The organism is Oceanicaulis alexandrii DSM 11625 (genome assembly GCF_000420265.1).
Classification (GTDB): Bacteria; Pseudomonadota; Alphaproteobacteria; order Caulobacterales; family Maricaulaceae; genus Oceanicaulis; species Oceanicaulis alexandrii.
On the sequence record NZ_ATUP01000001.1, the window covers coordinates 1,631,329 to 1,653,399 of the forward strand.

Sequence of the window (22,071 nt, forward strand, 5' to 3'; positions counted from 1 at the left end):
GCACAGCAAACCCCGGCCCGCATTGCGGACCGGGGTTTTGTGTCGGATGTGACCCTTACTGGCCCTGACCCAGCGAGTAGCCGGGCTTGCCGTCGAACTCGTAGAGCTGTTCGGTTTTCACAAAGTCGACGCCGCTTTTTTCAAGCCGGGTCAGAAGATCGACCACGTCGGCGTTCTTGCGCACGCCCTCGCCCATGAAGCGGCAGCGCCAATGGTCGGTCTTGAAGGTTTCGGGCAAGCCTTGCGGCCAGACCTTCACCCCGCGATTGGTGATCATCTTCAGCGACAAGGCCGCACCGCCGGCCGCAAGGTTCAGCGTTTTCGCCAGCTCATCGGGGTTCTGCGTCGGTATGTCCACAAAGACATCCACGCCGACCAGCGTCTTGGTCTGGCGCTCGCGGCGCTTGTAGGGCGCGATGGCGACGCCGCCGGCTTTGGCGTTGTAGCGCACGGGCGTGAAATGGGACGGCTCTTGGCCCAGGCGCGCGATCACGGCGTCGGCGAAGGCGTCCGTGCCCACTTGTTGCTTGGTCATGCCCTCAGAGGCGATGTCGACGGTATGCACGCCGTCCTCAAGGGTTTTCAGCCAGGCGTTATGGAGTTTTTCCGCCACATCGGCCTGACCGATATGGACCAGCATCTGCACGCCCGCGAGGATCAGGCCGGACGGGTTCGCCACATTCTGGCCCGCAATCATCGGGGCCGAGCCGTGAATGGCCTCGAACATGGCGCAATGCTCGCCGATATTGGCGGATCCGCCCAAGCCCACCGAGCCGGTGATTTCGGCGGCGACGTCGGAAATGATGTCGCCATAAAGGTTCGAGGTGACGATCACATCGAACTGTTCGGGCGCATCGGCGAGCTTGGCGGTGCCGATATCAATGATCCAGTGATCGGTCTTGATGTCGGGATACTCTTTGGAAATCTCGTCAAACACCTCATGAAACAGACCATCGGTCAGCTTCATGATGTTGTCCTTTGACAAGCAGGTGACTTTCTTGCGGCCATTGGCGCGGGCGTAATCAAACGCATAGCGCACGATCCGCTCACAGCCGGGGCGCGAGATCAATTTGAGGCATTGCACCACTTCATCGGTCTGACGGTGCTCGATCCCGGCGTAGAGGTCTTCCTCGTTCTCGCGCACGATCACCACGTCCATGTCAGGATGGCGCGTGGCGACGAAGGGCGACAGCGCGGCGCAGGGGCGCACATTGGCGAACAGGCCCAGCGATTTGCGCACGGTGACATTCAGCGATTTGAAGCCGCCGCCCTGAGGCGTGGTGATCGGCGCCTTGTAGAAGACTTTCGTCCGGCGCAGGGACTCCCACGCGCTGTCCTCAATGCCGGCGCTGACCCCGTTGAGATAGACCTGCTCACCGATGGCGATCGGCTCGGGCGCCAGGGCGGCGCCGGCGGCCTCCAGCACTCTCAGGCTGGCTTTCATGATTTCCGGGCCGATGCCATCGCCGTACGCGACGGTGATCGGGGTGGGGGTGCGCGTCGCCGTGGAGGCGGCGTTCGAGGCGGAGACGTGGACGTTCATTCGGGTTTCCTCATTCCAGCGTGAGTCAACAAACGACGGGCGCGGGTGGACGCGATCAGTCGCTGTGTGAGGCAGGTTTTAGCAAGTCATTAGAATTTGAAAAATTGATTGTCTTGCGTCCATGCATTTGAGAAACTCATAGTATGCAAACGGACCGTCTGGATCTTGATCTGCTCCGCGCCTTTGTGGCGGTGGCGCAATCGCAGAGCTTTACGCGCGCTGGAGCGCTGTTGTTCCGCAGTCAGTCGGCGGTCTCGCTCCAGATCCGCAAGCTTGAGCAAATCGTGGATGAGCGGCTGTTCAGCCGCACCGCGCGGCGGGTCACCCTGACGCCGGCGGGGGAGCGTCTGATGGGGTATGCCGAGCGCATGCTGGCGCTCCATGACGAAGCGCTGTCGGCGTTTCGGCAGGGCGAGGCGCGCGGCCATGTGCGCCTGGGAACGCCGGAAGACATCGCCACGGCGCATTTGCCCAAGGCGCTGGCGGAGTTCTCCCGCGCCCACCCCGGCATTCAGCTCGAAGTGACCTGTGACCTGACGCTGAACCTGATGGATATGTTTCACGCCGGGCGTCTGGACGTGGCGCTGGTCAAGCGCGAGCCGAGCGCGGCGGTGGACGGCCAGCGCGTCTGGTCAGAGCCTCTGGTCTGGGTGGGGGCCGATGACAGCGTGTTCAAAACGGACGGTGTCACAGCGCTGGTGGTGAGCCCCGAGCCTTGCGTCTACCGCAAGCGTGCCGTGGAGGCGTTGGGACGCGCGGGCGGCCGGGCGCGTGCCGCCTATGTCTGCGGCTCGCTGGCCGGGGCGCTGGCGGCGGTGCGGGCCGGCTTGGGCGTTGCGGTCTTGCCGCGGGATTTCGCCCCGGATGATCTCGCCATTGACGAGGGCGCGCGCATGCCGCCGCTCGATGACGCCGAGGCGGTGTTGCTGACCGCCGCAGACGCCGGACTGGCCGCCCGCCGCCTGGCCGACCATCTGGCGCATGCGCTCGAGGACGAACCGGCGCGATTCTAGGCGTCTGCGTCAGGCTTCAGGAGCGATGCTGGAAAGCGCCGCGCAAATTAAGAAGCCTGCACTGACATATCTGAATGGACCCGGCGTGAGCCCTGTTGCGTCTGCAGATGAGAAAACAAAGAAAATCAGGTCGTTGCGGGATGATTTTTTGATTTCAAGGCGGATTCAATCAGTCGCCACTGTAATGAAGAATAAACCCATTCCCTTTCAAGAATTGTGTGTTTTGACAAATGCTGGGCCGCTTCGCGGGACTGAGCGAGGGATAGAGAATGCGCCTGCAGACACAGCTCCTGATCGGAATTTGCGCTGGAATGGCGCTGGCGGCCGCGGCCTGTTTTGGCGTAACAATCTGGTTTGCAAACGGTTTGCGGGACACGAGCATCAATACGCGCCTCCAGGCGGAGGCGATCAGCATTGAAGGCTCCATAGAAGCTGAAGCGCGCCGCGCCTCCAGCATGGCGCGTCTTGCTGGCGCTCTTCCCCCTGTCATTGACGCCTTCGCTGCGAATGATCGCGAAACATTGGCGACCATTGTCGTTCCGGCGTTTGAGGCGGTCAGCGCCGAGGGTGTCGCGCAATTTCAATATCATCTGCCCCCCGCCACCTCATTTTTGCGCGTGCATCGGCCTGAGCGATTTGGCGATGATCTGTCTTCATTCAGACAAACAGTCGTTGAGGCCAATGAACGGCGCGAGACGGTGAGCGGCATTGAAGTCGGGGTGGCAGGTCTCGGCATCCGTGGAGTGCAGCCCGTCTTTGATGGGGCGCGTCATCTCGGTACTGTGGAGATGGGCTTGCGCATGGGCGACGACTTCCTGGCTGCGCACACCAGTCGGACGGGCACGCAAGCCGCGGTGCACAGAGTGACCGAGAGCGGGATGCAACTGGTCGGATCCTCCTTCCCGCAAACGTTTGAATTTGACATGTCGGCTCTGAACAACGGGCTCGTGAACCCGGTGGTTATTCCGCGCGTGGTTATGAATGATACGCCCTTTTCGCTGCGCATCTTCCCACTCAGGGATTTCGATGGGGCGGTGATCGGCGTGGTCACCATAGCTCTGGATCGCAGTGCTCTGGACGCCAGTCATACCCGTCTTCTGACGGTTTTCAGCACCTTGTCAGTTCTGATCGTATTGGCCGGGTTTGGTTTGGCGTGGTTGCTCAACCGGTCGATCGCCCGCCCTCTGGTCGCCTTTAACGGCTCCCTGCAAGCCATCGCGCGCGGTCAGACGGATGTCGATGTCTATGGGAGCGATCGGAAAGATGAGATCGGCGATCTCGCCGTCGCAGTCACTGAGATCCAGGCGAACGCCAAGGCCAAGGCTGAAGCCGAGCATGCTGCTGAACAGGAACGCGAATCCCGAGCGCGTGAAGAGCGCCGCCGAATGATGCGCAATCTGGCCGCAGAGTTTGAAAGCGCAGTGGGTTCAATCGTTGAAACTGTCGCCGCCGCATCCAAGCAGCTGGAGCAGGCCGCTCAGGCGTTGACGTCATCTGCGAAAAAGACCTCCGAGACGGCCGGGACTGTCTCTTCATCATCGACCGAGGCTTCCGCCAACGTACAGGCGGTCGCCGCCGCAGCTGAAGAGCTTGCTGCATCGGTCAATGAGATCAGCGCCCAGGTCTCCAGGTCCAGTGAAATGGCCGACAAGGCCAGCTCGGAGACGCGTGAAACATCCGGGAAAGTCGGCGAGCTGGCTGATTCAGCACAGAAAATTGGCGATATCGTCACATTGATCAAGCAAATCGCCGAGCAAACCAATTTGTTGGCGCTGAACGCTACGATCGAGGCCGCGCGGGCAGGTGAGGCGGGTAAGGGCTTTGCCGTTGTGGCCGATGAAGTGAAGACCCTGGCTGATCAGACTGCTCAGGCGACCACCGAGATCGCCGAGCAAATCGGCGAAATCCAGGCCTCCACAGCCGCATCTGTTCAGTCCATCGATGTTATTCAGGACACCATCGAAAAGCTGAACGAAGCCAGTTCCATCATCGCCGCGGGCGTGGAGGAGCAAGGCGCCTCCACCCGGGAGATCGCTCAAAATTCGAGCGAAGCTTCACGGTCCACAGACACTGTGAGCGCGTCCATTGACGAGGTTATGCGTGAGGCGTCGGATTCCAGCGCTTCAGCATCACAGGTCCTTGTGTCGGCCTCGGAGCTGTCCCGTCAGGCGGACCAGCTACGCACAGCAGTCGCCGATTTTCTGTCGGCGGTCACGCGTGAGGATGAGGACGAGGGGCAGCCAAAGGCTCAGGCGGTCTGATCGCCTGGTGGCAGGCCATCAGATGCCGGAACTCAGGCAGGCTGGGCGTCTGCAGCCTTATGGATTTCGTTGACCAGATCGGGGTCGAGCTCCAGCCGCGCCGCCAGCATTTGCAGATAGGCGCGCTCGGCGGGGGTGTCGATCTCGATCGCCACCAGCGACGCGGCGTAAATCTCGGCGGCGTGTTCGGGCGTATCCGCAGCGGCGACGACCGCATTGATGTCGAACGGCGCTGACAATTCGTCAAACACGAACGCCTTGTCTTCCGCGCTCAGATCCATGGCGTTCAGGCGCGCGAAAATCGCCTCTTTCTCTTCGGCGTCGACCTTGCCATCCGCCTTGGCCGCCGCGATCATGGCGCGCACCAGCGCCTTGCCGAGCTGATCGACCGCCGCTTCGTCGGACGGGGCGGGCAGGAAGGCGGAGTTCTCCGGGGCCGGCGTGAACTCTGCGTCCTGGGCTGATGCCTGAGTGGCGGGCGCTGCGGCCTGGCCTTGCTTGTTTTGCTGGCTCTTCTGCCAAGCGTGATAGGCGAGGCCGCCAATAGCGGCGACGGCGCCGTATTTGGCCGCTTTGCCCATCATCTTGCGCCCGGACTTGCCCATCAGCATGGAGGCGGCGAAGCCCGCTGCGACGCCGCCGCCGCCCGCCAGCGCCGTGCGCTGCGCGTTGGGGTCAGTCTGGAGGGCGGTGATGATTTTGTTCACGTCAAACATGGCGGACCTTTGCGTCGGTTGGAGGGGTCGGCGCGGCGTCTCGCCGTCCGTCCGTTTGAGATTGAAATATGCGCCTTTGAGCAATTGGGAAGACCGCCATTCTGGCGCAAGAAGCCGTGACCGGTTTTTCACGCACACACAGCAGCGTTAGGTCCTTGACTGGCGCGGTGTATTGGGTACTTTCCGCCGCCTTACGGTGAGGTGGCCGAGTGGTCGAAGGCGCACGCCTGGAACGCGTGTAGGCGGGTAACCGTCTCGTGGGTTCGAATCCCACCCTCACCGCCATTCCTTTTTCATGGCTGGTCGCGCAGGCGAACGAAGGTCATGCGCGCTGTGACCAGGGCGCAATCGCCCTCGGCGGTGCGGATTTCTCCCTTTACGACCGCCTGGCGACCTCTGCGGTTCGCCACACGCGCTTCGCAGATGAGCGCAGCCTGTCCCGGGACCGGGGCGCGATACACCAGCTCGGCCTTGCCGGTCACCCAGCGGCCCTCTGCCGTGGCGTTGGCTGCGAGACCGCACGCCTGGTCGAGCATGGCTGCGCTCTCTCCGCCATGCACGACGCCGGCGAGATTGCACCGGCTCGCAGCGGGGGCGAGTTCGAGCACGGCGCGGTCTTCTTCCAGAATGGCGATCCGGGCCTGCAGTTTCGCCCAGAAGGTGTCGCGGCTGACAGCCCCGTCGAGCTCGGTGCGCATCGCGGCCAGGCGGATGTCCAGGCTCATGACGTCTCCGAAAACTGCCGTACAAGATCGGTTCGCATCAGCTTGCCCAGTCCATTGCGGGGGAGTGCGTCGAGCACATGGATGCGCTTGGGTGTCTTGACCGGGCCCAGTCGTTCCCGCACGGCGGCGCGCAGGGCGTCGACATCGACGCGACCTGCCGCAGGCGCAGTCACGGCGGCCTCGACCCGCTCGCCCCAGTCGAGGTCTTGAGCGCCGAAGACGCACGCTTCGCCGACCGCGCCGGTCGCCAGAAGCGCGGCTTCGACCTCTGATGGAAAGACATTGAACCCGCCTGAGATGATAAGCTCGCTCGCCCGGCCTGTTATAAAGAGCCGGCCTTGTTCATCCATCTGTCCGAGATCGCCGGTGTGAAGCCGTCCGTCCCGGATTGTTTCGGCGGTTTTTTCCGGATCCCCGAGATAGCCGTCCATGATCAGTGGGCCGGCCAGGGTGATCTCTCCGGTTTCTCCGGGGGCGAGCGTTTCGCCGCCGGGACCAAGGATCGTCACCTGGCTGAGCGGCGCCGGGCGCCCGACGCTGGTCTGCAGCTCGGGATTGGCGAGCTCGGTCTCGCTGATCGTCGTAATGGTCATTGGAGCTTCCGTCTGTCCGTACAGTCCGGCGATGCGCGGGCCCAGCGTTTCCTGCGCGCGGATGAGGGCCGGGACAGGAAAGGGAGCCGCGCCATAGATCAGTCGGCGCAGCGCATGAAGCTGCGTTCCGCTTTCCGCCAGCGCGGCGGCGAGGCGCTGGATGGCTGTGGGCGCCGTGAAACCGGTGGTCACGCCTTCTTTGGCCATGATCCGGGCGAGCGCGGCCGGAGATGCGCGATCAACCAGCACCAGGCGCGCGCCAGCGGCGAGGGCGGGCAGGATGAAGTGCGAAGAGCCATGGGTGAGCGGCGCGCTGGCCAGGACAACGTCATCAGAGGCGAGCGGGAACCGGTCAGCCATGTTGATTCGGTTGGCCATGACCGAGCGACACGACTGGACGACGGCTTTGGGACGGCCGGTCGAGCCGCCCGTGAACTTGATCGCCATGGTTTGCGCGCCGCTGGCGTACAGCGCTTCGAAGCGCGCCGTGTCCGCGCCCAGCGCGTCAAGCGCGAGCGGGTTCTCTGCGCCCGCCGTTTCAAGAAGGCGCGCTCCGGCCGGGTCGGCGCAGACAAGGTCTGGGCGCGCGAGCGACAGGGCGTGCGCCGTGGCTTCAGGCCCGTTCGACAGCCCAAGAGGGACCCAGATTCGGCCAGAGATCTGCACGCCAAGCCAGACGCAGAGATGGTCGATCGAGTTGCCCGCTGCGATCGCGACGCGGCCACCTTTGGGCGTGCGCTGGTCGATAATGGCTGCAGCGGAACGCGCAGCAATCAACAGGTCTCCCGCGGTGATCTCGGAGATCTTGCGCGCATCAGCATCATAGCAGGTCGTCGAGATGCGGTCGGGATTGCGGCCGAGCCGGTCGATGGCGTCGGCGACGGGAGCGGAATTGAGGTCCAGACTCATCGCGTCAGCACCGTTACGAGCGTTGCGGCCTCCTCGACGCCGAGAAAGCCCCCGCCATTCTCGGCGACGGCGACGCGCGCGCCTTCGACCTGAAGGGCGCCGGCCTCCCCGCGCAATTGCTCGACCAGCTCGCAGATCTGGACCACGCCTGTGGCGCCGACCGGATGGCCTTTGGCGACGAGACCGCCGGAGACGTTGACGGGAATCCGTCCGTTGCGAGCGGTGGCGCCGGAAGCGGTGAACGCCCCGCCTTCACCGCGCGGACACAGCCCCAGGTTTTCAATCTGAAGAAGTTCGGCGAAGCTTGTAGCGTCGTGCACTTCGGCGAGATCGATCTCTTCGGGTCCAATGCCCGCCGCCTCATAGGCCTTGAGCGCGGCGCGGCGGCCCAGATGATTGTCGTAATCCTCCAGCGTCCGGTCCGAAGCGCTGGTCCAGCCCGTCCCGGCCAGTGTGACGCCGCGTTGACCAGCTTCACGCGCCGGGCGCAGGACAAGCGCCGCTGCGCCATCAGATATGGGCGCGCACATCAGACGGGTCAGCGGCCAGACAACCGGTTTGTCGGCCAGCACCTGGGCGGGGCTGGTCTCGCCCCCATACTGGGCGCGCGGATTGCGCACGGCGTTGGTATGGTTTTTCGCGGCGGCGTAAGCGATTTGCTCAGGCGTTGTGCCGAAGCGTTCCATGTGGAGCCGCGCCAGCCCGGCGTAAATATCCATGAAGAAGCTGCGCCGGGTCGCGGGCGTATAATCCGCAGGCAGGAGCGTTGCGCCGCAAGCCGCCATGCGTGCGGCGGTCTCCTCAATGCGCTCCACATCGGTTCCGCCGCGGAACGCCTTCATCACCAGCTCGTCGCGGTCGCGATAGACCATCTTCTCGGCGCCCACGACCAGAACGGTCTGTGCGCGTCCGGCCCGGATCATGTCCGCGCCCATCGCCACGGCCGAGGAGCCCGAGGCGCACGCGTTCTCTACATTGACGATCGGGATCGTATCGAGCCCGAGCGGGGCGAGCGCGATTTGTCCGCGAACAGCGTTCTGTCCCTCAAGGATGGGCTGTCGCGTGTTTGAGAACAGCGCCGCCTCGATCTGGCCCGTCGCGACCCCCGCATCGGTCAGCGCCGCTAGGACCGCTTCGCGCACCAGGTCCTTGATTGACCGGGCTTCATGTTTGCCAAGCGCCGTCATGCCCACGCCCGCCACTGCGATCTTCATGTCGTCTCCCGATCTGGTTAAGCGCGCGGAGTCACCCTTGCGCAAGTAACTTTGATAACGATACTCTATTGGCTTACAAGTGCAAACGCCGTGACTTGCGGCGCCTTCAGCCTGACCGGAGAGACCTTAAATGACCGCACCCGCCACTCAGACGCGCTCAGATCGCCGCAAGGTCCTCGAAGCTGCTCTGGAGGCGGTCCGGCTTCGAGACCAGTTCAGCCCCTTCAAGGAAAGCCCATCGAAAAAGTTGCACGGCGAGGCGGCGCCGCGACTTGGCGAGGAGCGGTTTCAGGCGCGGCTGGGGAAACCCTTTGAACTCGACCAGCCTGGCGAGATTGGCCGGGTGGGTGAGGCGGAGATATCACCTTACACGCGCAAACCGCTGGGCATTGACTATCTGCGTTGTGATCCGGATGCGCTGATCAAGGCGGCGCGCGCCGCCATGGGGAGCTGGGCCGCAACGAGCCCGGATACACGTGCGGATGTGCTGATTGAAATGCTGTTCGAGCTAGAGAAGGACACGTTCGAGACCGCACACGCCACCATGCACACAGCCGGGCAGGGGTTCGTCATGGCGTTCTCCGGGTCGGGCGCCAACGCACTGGACCGCGGGCTCGAGGCGCTGGTCTATGGCTATAAGGCCCAGATGGACGTGCCCGATACGGCGCGCTGGACCAAGCGCTTTCTGGATCCGGAGCCGGTCACGCTGGACAAGCGGTATCACCGGGTCCCGCTTGGCCCCGCCGCCATCGTGTGCTGCGCGACCTTTCCGTTGTGGAACGCCTATCCGGCTCTGACGGCCAATTTGATGACCGGCAACGCGGCGATCCTCAAACCTCACCCCAGCTCCATCCTGCCCACTGCAATGGCGGTCGCGACTTGCCGCCGGGTGCTGGAGCGCGCAGGTTTTGATCCCAATCTTGTCCTGCTCGCGACGGACAGCCCGGATCATCCGGTGACCAAGGAGCTGATCTCACATCCCGATTGCCGGATCATCGACTATACCGGCTCTCAGCGATTCGGGACCTGGATCGAACAGAACGCCGGGGACCGTCTGGTCTTCACCGAGACGGCAGGCTGCAATTCTGTGGTGTTTCACTCGGCGCAGGATTTTGAAAAGGCCGCAGGCGCGGTGGTGCGCGCCATGAGTTCGTTCTCAAGTCAGATGTGCACCGCCCCGCAGAACTATTTCATACCCCGCTCCGGCGTGCGATCCGGCGACCGGGTCATCGCCTATGAGGAGGCAGTGCAGATCCTTGTCTCGGCCATTGACCGGATTGCCGGCGACAACGCCACCGGTTCGGCTGTTTGCGCCACGGTTCAGGCTGAAAGCACGCTTGGCAATGTCGAGGAGATGACCGCACGCGGTGAACGCGAGGGGCGGATTCTGCGCCGCGCCTCTCCGGTCGCCAATCCCGATTACCCTGATGCGCGCACGTGCAGCCCGGTCCTCATCGAAAGCGAGCCTGACAACGAGGATTTCTACGGGGAGGAGCGTTTTGGCCCGATCGGTTTCGTCATCCCGGTCGAGACCGCCGAGGAGGGTGTGGAACGCGCCACTCGCCAGGCCCGGAGCCGCGGCGCGATCTCTTCGTATCTTTACTCGACCGATGAGGACTTCATTGAGAAGGCTCTGCCCGCTTACATCGCGGCCGGCGCCTCGGTCAGCGTGAACATAGACGGCGGCATGCCGGTCAATTTCATGGCGGCCTATTCAGACTATCACGTCACCGGACTGAACCCGGCCGGCAACGCCAGCCTGACCGATCTCGCCTTCGTCGCGCCGCGTTTCCGGGTGGTGCAAACGCGCCGAAAGGCAGGGTGAATCGACCACCCAAGTCAGTATCACTATAAAAGTCGCCTTGAGTCAGTTTGTTTATTGAAGTTATCATCCTCCCTGCATGTCCGCCGGACAAAGAAAAACAGGCGGGTCAGCAGGGGAGGAAACACAATGGCTCATCGCAGCAACGCCTTAATGGGCGCGTCCGCGCTCGTTCTCTCGCTTTTGGCCGGAGAGGTCGCTCTGGCCCAGGTCGAAAGCTCAGACATCATCACCATTACGGCCCAGCGTCGGGCCCAATCCATTCAGGACGTGCCGATTGCGGTCAGCGCGTTCGACGAAGAGGCGCTGCGCGGCAGCGCGATCGAGGGGATTGGGGGCATAGCCGACCGTACGCCCGGCTTCACCATGAGCGAATTCAATATCGGCGAGCCCCAGCTTTATATCCGCGGCGTGGGCTCGACGTCTGACAGCGCTGCGGGCGACCCTTCTGTCGCGGTCTCCATCGATGAAGTCTATATCGGACGCGCCGGCGGCGGGGCGATCAGCTTCTTTGATCTGGAGCGCGTCGAGGTTCTGCGCGGACCGCAAGGCACGCTCTATGGTCGGAATGCAGCGGGCGGTGCGGTCAACATCATCACCGCCAAGCCCGACGGCGACGATCCTTTCACCGAAGTGACCGTCGGATATGGCGAGTACGAGGACATCCAGCTCACAGGTGTGGCCAATGGCGCAATCGGTGAGGGCGTGGCGGGACGTATCGCTCTGCTCTACCACGACCATGCCGGCTATGCAGAAAACGCAGTGACCGGCCAGGACCTGCAAGGCGCCAGAACGATCGGTGGACGTGGCGCGATCAGTTTCGAGAATGGTCCGGTGAGCGGATTGTTCCAGATCGACGTCTCTCGCGACGAGACGGATGGTCAGGCGCGCATTCCGGTCGCCGGTCCAAACACCGCTCCGCCGCTTGTGGCCCTGATCGGCGCCTTGCGCAGCGGTCTTGACGAACGCGAGAGCTTCTCCAGTCCAAACACGTTCCAGGAGCGCAACACTTACGGCGCCCAGGCCCGGTTCGATGTCGAACGTGACGCGTTCACGTTCACCTCTCTGTCGAGCTGGCGGGCGACAGATTTCTCCTGGTTCGACGATCTCGGCGGTCTGCCCACGCCGCCTTATGTTCTGCTGGTCGAAGACCGGGCCGACGAGGATTCAGACCAGTTCACTCAGGAGTTCCGCTTTACGTCGAATAACGATTCCGGCGTGTCATGGGTGGCGGGACTGTTCCTCTTCCACGAGGACGTGAACCGCTCCGAGAACTTCGTGGTGGACGCTCTGCCGCCCTTCCCGTCTTTTGTCGGCGGAGACGTGACGTTCACCCAGAACGCAACCAATCAGAGTGTCGCAGGTTTCGCCCAGATGACCTGGCCCGTAACCGAAACCGTCAATCTGACGGGCGGTGTGCGCTTGACCTGGGATTCCAAGGAAATCCTTGCGCGGGGCATCGACAATGACACGCCGGGCGGTCCCTTTCCGGGGATTCCGCTCGGCCCGCCCCCGCTCGGGGTGGCCTTTCCGGGCGGCGTGACCGGCGAAGAGAGCTGGACCGAGCCGACCTGGCGTCTTGCTGCGGATTGGCGTCCGAATGACAACATACTCGCCTATGCCAGCTATGACCGGGGTTATAAGTCGGGCCTGTATCCCAGCCAGGCTCAGAACGCGGTCCAGGCAAGCACGCCGCTAGATCCGGAGATCCTCGATAATTTCGAGATCGGGTTGAAGACCAACTGGAACAATGGCCGGTTCATCCTGAACGGCTCCGCCTTCTTCACCGATTACCAGGATCTGCAGGTCTACGAGCTGCTTGGCTTGGCGCTGGTGACCTCGAACGCAGATGCCGAGATTTTCGGTGTCGAGATCGAGACCCAGGCGCGCCTGACCGATAACTTCATGGTCGGGGGCACCTATGCCTATCTGGATGCGGAGTATGTGTCCGACGCCCAGTCTGCAATCGGTGTTCTGCCCTATAACGGCAATCAGCTCACCCGGGCGCCGGAGAACAAGTACACCGTGTTCGCTCAGCTCGATGCGCCGATCGGACCCGGCTATGCACGTCTGCGGACGGACTATCAGCATACGGGCGAGTACTTCTTCGATCCGTCGAATAATCCCGAAGTGCTGGTGGATTCTTACTCGACCGTCGACGCGCGGCTGTCCTGGCAGCCCAATGACGAGCGATGGGAAGTCGCGCTGTGGGCGAAGAATCTCGGCGACGAGACCTACCCGCTTCATATCATCAAGAACAACGGGATCGGCTTTAATGTGTTCGCGCCGCCGCGCACATGGGGCGCGAGCTTGCGTGTTCGCTTCGGCGGCTGACCCGCGGAGCGTGTAGGGATGAGGCGGGCGCGAATCAGAAATGGTTCGCGCCCGTTTCGTTTGGACTAGCCGCTTGCCGCCCGGGTGCGGTCTGCATGCGTGCGCGCGGGGGCGGCTCTGACCCTGCGGGGATCGATCACCTCGCCGGTAACCGCATCGGTCAGGCGTGGCAGGACCGGCGCTCCGCTCACGCGGTCGACCAGAATCACCGGCGCTGTTTCTTCCGGGCATAGCCAGCGCTGGCCCCAGGCGAAGAAAGCGAGCACGAGCGGGTAAAGCGCCAGGCCGCGTTCGGTCAGCACATACTCAAAGCGCTCGGGCCGGGTGCGATAGCGTCGCTTTTCCAAAATGCCGTGGCCAACCATGGCGTTTAATCTGTCCGCCAGAACGCTGGTGGATATGTCCAGATTGGAGAGGAACTCGTCATAGCGCCGGATACGGTAGAAAGCCGCAGCGAGGACCAGATTGGTCCAATAATCCCCGAACAATTCTACACCAAGCTCGATCGGCCCGGACGCGCCGCGCTGGGCGGGCTGGACGCGACGGCGGCGCATCGTCTTCATGCGGGGGGCGAAGTCAGGGTTCGGTCCGGGCGTGGGCATGACGTCATGGGGCGAGAGCGCCCGGGTCGGGTCGGCGCCGGACATGATGGGACGCACTTCGTCATCGCTGGAGCGGCGCACGAAACGGACCGCGCGCGCTGGATCGGCGCGCGGTGACCAGTCCTGTTCCCACAACGTCAGCATGACCGCGACGCCGAACAGGTCTCGGCCCATTTCCGTGAGTAGATATTCGTAACGCTCCGGCCGGGTCTGATAGAGCCTGGCTTCGAGCAGTCCGGCCTCCGTCATGGTCTTCAGGCGGCGCGCCAGCACCGAGCGGGCGATGGTGAGGCGCGAGAGCCAGTCTTCGAACTGGCGCACGCCGCGAAACGCCTCTCGCAGGATGAGCATGGTCCAGGCTTCCCCGACCACGTCGATGGCGTGCGAGACCGGATTGTTCTGGATCATCCTTTTCAGTGTCACTGGCATGGTTGGGAATAGACCCGATCACGCCAGAGCCGACAAGTGGCGCTCTACGCCTCTTGTCAGCAAGGGTCTCGGTCTATAGGGTGAGTTTCACTAACAAAGTGACACACGGTTTGGCCCGTTCGGGACCGGATGCGGAGAGGACGATGACGCGGCTATCTGAAACGCTCACGCGCAATCTGCGCCTGCCTGCGGTGTGCGCGCCGATGTTCCTGATTTCCGGGCCGGCGCTTGTGATCAACGCCTGCAGGGCCGGGATGATCGGCGCCTTTCCCGGTCCAAATTGCCGCACCATCGAGGATCTTGACGCCTGGATGAGCGAGATTTCCGGCGCCCTTGGCCCGGACGATGCGCCCTGGGCGTTCAACATGATCACCCATTCGAGCTATCCGCGCTTCGAGGCGGAGCTGGAGCTCGTGAAAACCTATCGCCCGCCGCTCGTGATCACTGCGCTGGGCGGGCCTCAGCGCGTGGTCGAGGCTGTCCACGGGTATGGCGGCACGGTGTTCGCTGACGTCAACTCGGTCGCGTTCGCCCGCAAGGCCGCGCTGGCGGGCGCGGACGGGCTTGTCCTCGTCTCGTCCGGTGCTGGCGGCCATACCGGATTTCTCGCGGCCAATGCATTTGTGGAAGCGGTGCGCGGATTTTTCGAAGGCCCGATCGCGGTCGGCGGGGCGATATCAACCGGGCGCGGCGTCGCTTCGGTCGAGGCGCTGGGCGCCGACCTCGCCTATATGGGCACGGCTTTTATCCCGGCTGAGGAGAGCCTGGCGGCTGACGCGTACAAGGCGATGGTGGTCGCTGCGGACGCGACCGACCTGGTGGTCTCAGACTGCATGACGGGCGTGCCGGCCAGCTGGCTGAAAGAGAGCCTGCGCAGGGCCGGACTCGATCCGGACGACCTGCCCAAGAAAGGCCGTGTCCAGTTCGATGACCCCTCCAAAATCCTGAAGGGCTGGAAGGATGTGTGGTCCGCCGGCCAGGGGGTTGGCGCGGTCAACGCGATCGAGCCGGTCAAAGACATTATCGCGCGCCTCGTACACGAATACGCCGCCGACGTTCCTGCGTTTGGTGGTTTGCTTCAAGACAGGAGACAAGCTCATGAACGCCCCAAGCCGTAAAGATTTTCCGCGCCTCGAGCGTGACGCTCCGGCCTGGCTGGTCGATGTGGACAATCCCTATTTGCGGGGGCTCTATGCGCCTGTGAAGAGCGAAACCACGGCTGAAGACCTGGATGTGATCGGCGAAATACCGGCTGATCTGTGCGGCGCCTATATGCGCAACGGACCCAACCAGGCCTACCCTCCGGCGTCCAAGCATCACTGGTTTGACGGCGACGGCATGGTGCACACCGTCGCTTTCAAGGACGGCAAGGCGAGCTATCGGTCGCGCTATGTGCAAACCGACCATTTCAAGCTGAACGCAGAGGCCGGGCGCGAGCAATGGCCCGGTTACATGGGCCACCCTGATCCGAACGCGCCTCCCGGCGCGGGCTCTGACGGTTGGCTGAAGGACAGCTCAAACACCGATCTCATCGTTCATAATGGCGAGGTGCTCGCGCTTTGGTATCAGGCGGGGGTTCCGGTGCGTATCGATCCGGCCACCGGCGAGACGCTTGGACCGCAGACCTTCGGCGGTCAGCTCCAGCGTCAGGTTTCGGCGCACGCCAAGACCGACCCGGAAACGGGTGAGATGTTCTTCTTCGACTACAACACCAAGCCGCCTTACATGACCTATCACGTGGTCAGCCCGGACGGGCGGATGAGCACGGTGGAAATCGACGTGCCGGGCCCGCGCCTGCCCCACGACATGGCACTGTCGAAGAATTACGCCATCTTGCACGACCTGCCGCTGTTCTGGGACCCTGAACTTCTCAAGACCCGCGGGCTGCACAAGGTGACGTTCTACGAGGACATTCCTTCGCGCTTCGCGGTGATCCCGCGCTATGGCTCGGCTGAGGATGTTCGCTGGTTCGAGGCTGAACCGGGATACATCTATCACGTCACCAACGCCTATGAGGACGGCGACTGGCTGATCATGGAAGGGTGCCGGGTCACCGATCCGTGTCCGGACAGTCAGCCCGGCCGCGGCCAGTATGCGCGGATGATGGCCTTCTTGCTGCTCAAGGCGCGTTTCCATCGCTGGAAGTTTAATCTGAAGACCGGCGAGACCAAGGAAGAATGGCTCGACGACCGCAATGCGGAATTTCCGACCATCAATATGGACGTTCAGGGCGTGCCCTCGCGGTATTCCTACCATGTCTCGATCCCGACGGATCGCGAGACCATGGTGTTTGACGGCCTGATCAAATACGACACCCGCACCGGGCGATCGCAGAGCCTGCGCTTTGAAGACGGCTGGTACGGTTCGGAGAGTCCCTTCGCTCCACGCCTGAACGGAACGGGCGAGGAAGATGACGGCTATCTCGTCAGCTTCGTGTCAAACGAAGCCGAGGGCCGCTCGGAAATCCATGTCATCGACGCCGCCGATATCGAGGCCGGCCCCATCGCGCGGGTCAAGCTGCCTGTGCGCGTGCCGGCGGGCTTTCACTCCACCTGGGTGCCGGGATCGGAGATGGGCTGGGTCTGACAACCCGCCAAGACGGCCGCGCGGCTGGCGAGAGACCAAAAAAAGACCGCGCGCGCTTTTGTGTGAACAGGGGAGGAGACGACAGCGATGAAGCTCGCGTCGGCCAAGAAGATCGCCGCCTATACCCGGAAGGGATGGTGGGGGCGGGAAACGTTCTACGACCTTTTTACGCGGGTGGCGAAGGCGCGTCCCGGCGCCCCGGCGACCGTGGATCCGCCTGATCGCGAGACCTTTCTCGGCGATAGCCCCAAACGGTTTGATTGGCGGCAGCTGTCCGACCTGACCGAACGCTACGCCGCTGTCTTCACGCAGGCGGGGCTGCGGCGTTCCGACGTCGTGGTCATGCAATGCCCTAACATTGTCGAGGCGGTCGCAGTGTATCTCGCTGCGGCGAAAATCGGCGTCGTCGTCTCGCCGCTGCCGGTGCAATACGCGGGCTATGAGCTGGGATACGTGATCAAGGCGGTCAATCCCAAGGCCGTGATCGCCGCGAGCCGGTTCAAGGACCGCCATCTCGCCAAAGCTTGCCGTGACGTTGCAGGCGCCGGCGTGATCGTGTTCGCCATCGGGCCGGATGCAGGGGTGGACGGTCTTGTGGACCTGAACGCCGAAGCTGCGTCCGTCTCTCTGCGAAAGGGGCCGCTGGGCGTGTTCGGCGCCGCCTCAAAGCAAGAGGGAGAGGCCAACGACGCCTTCACCATCGCCTGGACTTCAGGCACGACCGGAACGCCCAAGGGCGTGCCGCGGTCTCATAACCACTGGCTCGCCATTGCGCCGGCGACCTTTGACGCGATGGCGGTGCAGCCTGGCGAGCGTCTGCTCAACCCGTTCCCGCTGACCAATATGGCCGCTATTGGGGGCATGTTCGCCAGCTGGCTTCTGAGCGGGGGGGTGCTGGTGCTTCACCACCCCTTCGAGCTGCCCGTGTTTTTAGCCCAGCTTGCCGAGGAAGAAATCACCGCCACCATTGCGCCCCCGGCCGTGCTGACCCTCCTGCTCAAGCAAGGCGATCTCTTGGACCAGTTCGACCTGTCCAAGCTGCGCGTGATCGGGTCGGGTTCGGCCCCGCTATCGGAGTTTATGGTTGCGGGCTGGAAAGATCGCGGTGTGGAGATCGTCAACCTGTTCGGTTCGAACGAGGGCGTGTCGCTGGCGTCAGGCCCCCGGGAGGCTCCAGAGCCGGCCAAACGGGCCAGCTGGTTCCCGCGCTTCGGCCATCCCGGCGCTGATTTCTCGAACCGCATGCATGAGCGTTTGCAGACCAAGCTGGTCTCTCTGGAGACAGGCAAACCGGTCGATCAGCCCGGCGAGGAGGGCGAGTTGCTGGTCAAAGGGCCGGCGGTGTTTGAGGGCTATTACGGCGATACGGGTGAGGCGCGCGACGAGGTCTTTGATTCCGAGGGCTATTTCCGTACCGGAGACTTGTTCATGATCGCACCGGAAGACGAGAATTTTCTGGTCTTCAAAGGTCGCGCCAAGGACATCATCATCCGGGGCGGGGTCAACGTATCAGCCGCCGAACTTGATACCTTGCTCGATGGCCATCCCAAGATCGTCGAGGCCGCGGTGTTCGGCATGCCTGACGAAGTCATGGGCGAGCGCATCTGGGTGGCGGTGGTCGTCAAGGATGGTGAGACAGCAAGCCTTGAAGAGGTGATCGACTGGCTCACCGCCAAGGACATCGCCAAATACAAGCTTCCCGAGAAACTCGTGCTCGTCGAGGCTCTGCCGCGCAACGCCATGAACAAGATTCTGCGCTGGAAACTCCGGGAGATGGCGGAGGCGGAACCAGCATGAGCGTCTATATTCTCGGCGGCGCGCAGAGCGATTTTGCGAAGAACTGGACCCGCGACAACAAGGGCCTGTTCGAGCTGATGAGCGAGACCACTTTGCGGGCGCTCGATGACGCGCGTCTCGACGCTGAAGCGGTCGAGGTCATTCATATCGGCAATTTCGCTGCTGAGCTGTTCTGCGGGCAGGGGCTGCTGGGCGGAATGGCGGCGCATATCCATCCGGCCTTCTCCGGCCTGCCGACCAGCCGGCACGAAGCAGCCTGCGCGTCGGGATCAATGGCGATCTTTGCCGCCAGCGCCGATATCGAGGCGGGGCGGTACGGCCTGGCCGCGGTGATTGGTGTTGAACTGATGCGCAATGTGCCAGGTCAGGTCGCGGCGGAGAATCTGGGCGCGGCGGCCTGGGCCGGGCGCGAAGCCCAGGGCGCGCGCTATCTATGGCCGTCCATGTTCTCTGACCTCGCCGAAGAATACGACCGGCGCTACGGGCTCGACCCCGCGCATCTCGCCGAGATCTCGCGGATCAATTTCGACAACGCCAGGAAGAACCCCAACGCCCAGACTCGAGACTGGACCTTCGGGCCGGACAGCTTCTCCCAGGATGATGAGGCCAATCCCGTCATCGAAGGCCGCATGCGCAAGTCCGATTGCGGCCAGGTTACCGACGGGGCGGCGGTGATCTTTCTCGCCTCCGAAGACGTCGCGCGCGAGTATGCGTCTGAACGGGGGCTCTCGCTTGAGGATCTGCCGCGGATCAGGGGCTGGGGCCACACCACCGCGCCGCTCCTGTTAGCGTCCAAACTCGAAGAGAGCGCCGGGGGAGAGGGCTATATGTTCCCCTGGGTCCGGAAGGCGATTACCGACGCCTATGGGCGGGCGGGCTTGTCAGGCCCGTCCGAGCTTGACGCGGTCGAGACCCATGACTGTTTTTCGGTCACCGAATACATGGCGATCGAGCATTTCGGATTGGCCGCGCCCGGCGAGGCCTGGAAAGCGATCGAAGACGGCGCCGTCGCACACGGCGGGACGCTGCCTTTCAATCCCTCCGGCGGGCTGATCGGACTCGGTCATCCGGTCGGGGCGACCGGCGTGCGCATGGCGTTGGATGCGGCGCTTCAGACGCGCGGCGCTGCCGGGGATATGCAGGTGGATGGCGCGCGCACGGTGGCGACCTTCAATGTCGGCGGTTCGACCACCGCAAGCGCCTGTCTCATCATCGGAACTTAACGGAGCGCCAAGCTTGGACATCTATCTTTACGACGCAGTGCGTACGCCGCGTGGCAAGGCGAAGAGCTCAGGAGCCCTGGCCAGCCACACGCCCCATGCGCTTGTGGGAAAACTGATCGACGCTCTGGGCGCTCGCAACGGGCGTGATGAAGTTGCGCGCGCGGCCTCGCTCATACTTGGAAGCGTCGGACAGGTCGGCGCCCAGGGCGGTCATCTCGCTCTTGTTTCCCGCTTGCATGCTGATTTGCCGGCCAGCATGCGCGCTCTGACGATCAACAATTTCTGCGTCTCTGGTCTGACCGCAATACGGATCGCGGCCGACGAGGCGCGGAGTGCGGGCGATGACCGGCTGCGCCTTGCCGGCGGGGTCGAGATGATGAGCCGGGTGCCGTTTATGGGCGATCAGGCTTTTTACTACGCCGACCCCGAGACTGCGCGCGCTCTGCGCTATGTCCCCGTGGCGCTCTCGGCCGATCTGATGGCGACGCGGGAAGGCTTTCAGAAGGCCGATCTCGACACAGTCACGGCCCGTTCTCATCAGCGCGCCGCCGCCGCGTTCGAGCGCGGCCGACTCGAAGAGATTGTGCCCGTGGCAAGTGCAGAAGTCGTGCTTGATCATGACGAGCCGGTGCGACCGGACACGACTGTTGAAACGCTCGCGAAGATGGAGCCAGCCTTCACAGGTCTTGGCGCGACAGGCTTTGACGCCCTGATGCTGGAGAACCGGCCTGAAGTGTCGGAGATCCGCCATGTCCACTCGGCCGCCAACTGTCCGCCGCCCTGCGACGGCGCGGCGCTCGCACTGATAGGGTCGAAGGCGGCCGGAGAGGCTGCGGGTCTGAAGCCCAAGGCGCGTATTCTTGCGATCAGCGAGGTGACCGGTGATCCAGTGCTGCAGCTGACGTCGGGTTTTGACGCCATGGACGCTTTGCTCAGCCAGTCCGGTCTGTCGCTCTCTGATTTCGACCGGATCGAGTTCATGGAGGCGTTCGCCGCCCCGCCGCTCAAATTCGAACGCGATTACGCGCCTGACATGGATCGGGTCAATCCGGAGGGCGGACATCTGGCCATGGGCCATCCCATGGGCGCGTCCGGAGCGATTCTCGCTGCAACCGCGCTCTCTGGACTCGCTCGTCAGGATGGCGCGCTGGGTCTGGTCGTCACCCATGGAGGGTCCGGCGTCGGCGCGGCGATGGCGATAGAACGGCTTTAGTCGTCTGGTTCGTATCCAGTCATTTCCAGATAGCCGCGGCCGCCATGACTGCCCCGGATCGTCACCGGTCCTTCCCAATAGGGAAACTGGGTCGGCATCCAGCTCGATGGATTGACGGCTGTGACCTCCACATCCAGTGCGCGTGACGGCAGCTGCACGCGCCAGCGCACGGGTATGTCGCGTCCGCGAATGCGCGCCGTTTCAAGTGCGGTGAGGGTCAGGGCGCCGTCCTCGAACGCGGTGAGCGCGCCGTCGGGCGAAATCCAGCTGGCCGAGGTGTAGACGGCGCCATCAGATTGACGCAACTGGAAGCCCATGAGCTTCTCACCCGTGTCCAGGTGCAGAGAGACCCAGTCCCAGCCTGTCTGGGTTTCGGCCAGGGGCTGGGACGCGTATTCGCGGTCCAGCCAGGCCTGACCGGTGACTGTGACCTCGCCGTGCGGCAGCTGCAGCGTTCCGCGGACGTCGTAAAAGGGCTGGGAGTAATAGTAACTCGCCTGACCACTGGCGGATTTGACCGAAAAGCCCGCCTCGCCGTGAAACACAAGCGGGCCATTTGCATCCAGCTCCAGCGCATAGGCGAAGTCCTCGCCGCGTGCGCTCAGATCGAGCGCGGACAGCGCATCCGCTCCGGGCGCCAGTCTTTGAGGAGCGCTCTGCATGGCCCATTCATCGATATGGGCGCGGAAAGGGGCGATCTCGACGCCGGCGACGCCCAAGCCGCCGCGCGCCAGGCGTTCGGCATGGTGATGCGCGTCAGGGGTGGTGATGGCGGCATGGCCCATCCACAGCTGTGGCGACTCCCAGCCTTCGCCTTCAAGCGGCGACAGCGCGGTGCGAAACAGCGTCCATTGCGCGCCGTATTGCGCGCCGTCCTCATCTTCGAGCACGGCTGTCAGATACCACCACTCGATCCGGTAGTCGGGGTGCGGTCCGTGATCGGCTGGAAAGTCAAACGCTCGGCCGGGTTCCGGCGCTGCGAACGCGTCTGAGGCGGCGCCCAGACCGGCGAAACCCTGGCCGGACGCGATGCTGGTCAGCGTGGCTGTCAGGGCGGCGATGAGAGTCAGGGCGATGGCGAGGGGGCGCAT

General features: G+C 63.5%; 16 protein-coding genes and 1 tRNA gene. 10 read left to right on the forward strand and 7 right to left on the reverse strand.

Features of this window, described 5'->3' with window-relative positions:
• Window positions 1-55 precede the first annotated feature (55 nt).
• Entirely contained in the window at window positions 56-1,543 is a 1,488-nt protein-coding gene (locus G405_RS0108090; protein ID WP_022701014.1) for an NADP-dependent isocitrate dehydrogenase, read from the reverse strand.
• Window positions 1,544-1,686: 143 nt separating this feature from the next.
• On the opposite strand from G405_RS0108090, the gene G405_RS0108095 reads away from it, so the two are divergent.
• Complete coding sequence (locus G405_RS0108095) at window positions 1,687-2,556, forward strand: LysR family transcriptional regulator (protein ID WP_022701015.1); 870 nt, start codon at window positions 1,687-1,689, stop codon at window positions 2,554-2,556.
• Between the two features lie 269 nt (window positions 2,557-2,825).
• Complete coding sequence (locus G405_RS15420; RefSeq protein ID WP_084683435.1) at window positions 2,826-4,817, forward strand: methyl-accepting chemotaxis protein; 1,992 nt, start codon at window positions 2,826-2,828, stop codon at window positions 4,815-4,817.
• Window positions 4,818-4,849: 32 nt separating this feature from the next.
• Here G405_RS15420 and G405_RS0108105 read toward each other — a convergent pair whose 3' ends face one another.
• Window positions 4,850-5,533: a tellurite resistance TerB family protein gene (locus tag G405_RS0108105; RefSeq protein WP_022701016.1), complete on the reverse strand. Its 684-nt coding sequence runs from the start codon at window positions 5,531-5,533 to the stop codon at window positions 4,850-4,852.
• A gap of 195 nt (window positions 5,534-5,728) precedes the next feature.
• Between G405_RS0108105 and G405_RS0108110 the strand changes: the two genes are divergently transcribed.
• Window positions 5,729-5,818 (forward strand) — tRNA-Ser (locus tag G405_RS0108110).
• 8 nt (window positions 5,819-5,826) lie between these two features.
• Here the strand turns inward: G405_RS0108110 and G405_RS16510 are convergent.
• The 3 genes from G405_RS16510 to G405_RS0108125 are packed head-to-tail and all read right to left on the reverse strand — an operon-like array spanning window position 5,827 to window position 8,974.
• Window positions 5,827-6,258 carry a PaaI family thioesterase gene (locus G405_RS16510; RefSeq protein ID WP_022701017.1) on the reverse strand — a complete coding sequence of 144 codons (432 nt, stop codon included), beginning with the start codon at window positions 6,256-6,258 and terminating at the stop codon, window positions 5,827-5,829.
• Window positions 6,255-7,760, reverse strand: coding sequence for a class I adenylate-forming enzyme family protein (locus G405_RS15430; RefSeq protein WP_022701018.1), 1,506 nt, complete (start codon window positions 7,758-7,760; stop codon window positions 6,255-6,257). Before G405_RS15430 ends, G405_RS16510 begins: the two co-directional genes overlap by 4 nt.
• A complete protein-coding gene (locus G405_RS0108125) occupies window positions 7,757-8,974 on the reverse strand; it encodes a thiolase family protein (RefSeq protein WP_022701019.1) in 1,218 nt (405 codons plus the stop codon). The genes G405_RS15430 and G405_RS0108125 overlap by 4 nt, the downstream gene beginning before the upstream one ends.
• A 130-nt stretch (window positions 8,975-9,104) precedes the next feature.
• On the opposite strand from G405_RS0108125, the gene G405_RS15435 reads away from it, so the two are divergent.
• Together G405_RS15435 and G405_RS15440 are read left to right on the forward strand one after the other, a co-directional pair.
• A complete protein-coding gene (locus tag G405_RS15435) occupies window positions 9,105-10,799 on the forward strand; it encodes an aldehyde dehydrogenase family protein (RefSeq protein WP_022701020.1) in 1,695 nt (564 codons plus the stop codon).
• A 126-nt stretch (window positions 10,800-10,925) separates the two neighbouring features.
• On the forward strand, window positions 10,926-13,130 hold the full coding sequence (locus tag G405_RS15440) for a TonB-dependent receptor (protein WP_084683436.1): 2,205 nt from the start codon (window positions 10,926-10,928) through the stop codon (window positions 13,128-13,130).
• A gap of 65 nt (window positions 13,131-13,195) precedes the next feature.
• Here the strand turns inward: G405_RS15440 and G405_RS0108140 are convergent, their stop codons facing one another.
• Entirely contained in the window at window positions 13,196-14,140 is a 945-nt protein-coding gene (locus tag G405_RS0108140; RefSeq protein ID WP_022701022.1) for a winged helix-turn-helix transcriptional regulator, read from the reverse strand.
• Between the two features lie 164 nt (window positions 14,141-14,304).
• On the opposite strand from G405_RS0108140, the gene G405_RS15445 reads away from it, so the two are divergent.
• From G405_RS15445 to G405_RS0108165, 5 genes are all read left to right on the forward strand, one after another.
• Complete coding sequence (locus tag G405_RS15445) at window positions 14,305-15,279, forward strand: NAD(P)H-dependent flavin oxidoreductase (RefSeq protein WP_022701023.1); 975 nt, start codon at window positions 14,305-14,307, stop codon at window positions 15,277-15,279.
• Window positions 15,260-16,747, forward strand: a complete 1,488-nt coding sequence (locus G405_RS0108150; protein WP_022701024.1) for a carotenoid oxygenase family protein — start codon at window positions 15,260-15,262, stop codon at window positions 16,745-16,747. The genes G405_RS15445 and G405_RS0108150 overlap by 20 nt, the downstream gene beginning before the upstream one ends.
• An 87-nt stretch (window positions 16,748-16,834) precedes the next feature.
• Window positions 16,835-18,544: a class I adenylate-forming enzyme family protein gene (locus tag G405_RS0108155; protein ID WP_022701025.1), complete on the forward strand. Its 1,710-nt coding sequence runs from the start codon at window positions 16,835-16,837 to the stop codon at window positions 18,542-18,544.
• Window positions 18,541-19,767, forward strand: a complete 1,227-nt coding sequence (locus tag G405_RS0108160) for an acetyl-CoA acetyltransferase (protein WP_022701026.1) — start codon at window positions 18,541-18,543, stop codon at window positions 19,765-19,767. Before G405_RS0108155 ends, G405_RS0108160 begins: the two co-directional genes overlap by 4 nt.
• 13 nt (window positions 19,768-19,780) lie before the next feature.
• Window positions 19,781-20,980, forward strand: a complete 1,200-nt coding sequence (locus G405_RS0108165) for an acetyl-CoA C-acyltransferase (protein ID WP_022701027.1) — start codon at window positions 19,781-19,783, stop codon at window positions 20,978-20,980.
• Here the strand turns inward: G405_RS0108165 and G405_RS0108170 are convergent.
• The gene (locus tag G405_RS0108170; RefSeq protein WP_084683496.1) at window positions 20,977-22,071 is read right to left on the reverse strand and encodes a lipocalin-like domain-containing protein; all 1,095 of its coding nucleotides are present in this window, start codon (window positions 22,069-22,071) and stop codon (window positions 20,977-20,979) included. The two genes, G405_RS0108165 and G405_RS0108170, sit on opposite strands and share 4 nt — an antisense overlap.

Coding starts and splice junctions, on each gene's coding strand:
- G405_RS0108090 (WP_022701014.1), bottom strand. CDS start 1,543: ATGAACGTCCACGTCTCCGCCTCGAACGCCGCCTCCACGGCGACGCGC.
- G405_RS0108095 (WP_022701015.1), top strand. CDS start 1,687: ATGCAAACGGACCGTCTGGATCTTGATCTGCTCCGCGCCTTTGTGGCG.
- G405_RS15420 (WP_084683435.1), top strand. CDS start 2,826: ATGCGCCTGCAGACACAGCTCCTGATCGGAATTTGCGCTGGAATGGCG.
- G405_RS0108105 (WP_022701016.1), bottom strand. CDS start 5,533: ATGTTTGACGTGAACAAAATCATCACCGCCCTCCAGACTGACCCCAAC.
- G405_RS16510 (WP_022701017.1), bottom strand. CDS start 6,258: ATGAGCCTGGACATCCGCCTGGCCGCGATGCGCACCGAGCTCGACGGG.
- G405_RS15430 (WP_022701018.1), bottom strand. CDS start 7,760: ATGAGTCTGGACCTCAATTCCGCTCCCGTCGCCGACGCCATCGACCGG.
- G405_RS0108125 (WP_022701019.1), bottom strand. CDS start 8,974: ATGAAGATCGCAGTGGCGGGCGTGGGCATGACGGCGCTTGGCAAACAT.
- G405_RS15435 (WP_022701020.1), top strand. CDS start 9,105: ATGACCGCACCCGCCACTCAGACGCGCTCAGATCGCCGCAAGGTCCTC.
- G405_RS15440 (WP_084683436.1), top strand. CDS start 10,926: ATGGCTCATCGCAGCAACGCCTTAATGGGCGCGTCCGCGCTCGTTCTC.
- G405_RS0108140 (WP_022701022.1), bottom strand. CDS start 14,140: ATGATCCAGAACAATCCGGTCTCGCACGCCATCGACGTGGTCGGGGAA.
- G405_RS15445 (WP_022701023.1), top strand. CDS start 14,305: ATGACGCGGCTATCTGAAACGCTCACGCGCAATCTGCGCCTGCCTGCG.
- G405_RS0108150 (WP_022701024.1), top strand. CDS start 15,260: ATGAACGCCCCAAGCCGTAAAGATTTTCCGCGCCTCGAGCGTGACGCT.
- G405_RS0108155 (WP_022701025.1), top strand. CDS start 16,835: ATGAAGCTCGCGTCGGCCAAGAAGATCGCCGCCTATACCCGGAAGGGA.
- G405_RS0108160 (WP_022701026.1), top strand. CDS start 18,541: ATGAGCGTCTATATTCTCGGCGGCGCGCAGAGCGATTTTGCGAAGAAC.
- G405_RS0108170 (WP_084683496.1), bottom strand. CDS start 22,071: ATGCGCCCCCTCGCCATCGCCCTGACTCTCATCGCCGCCCTGACAGCC.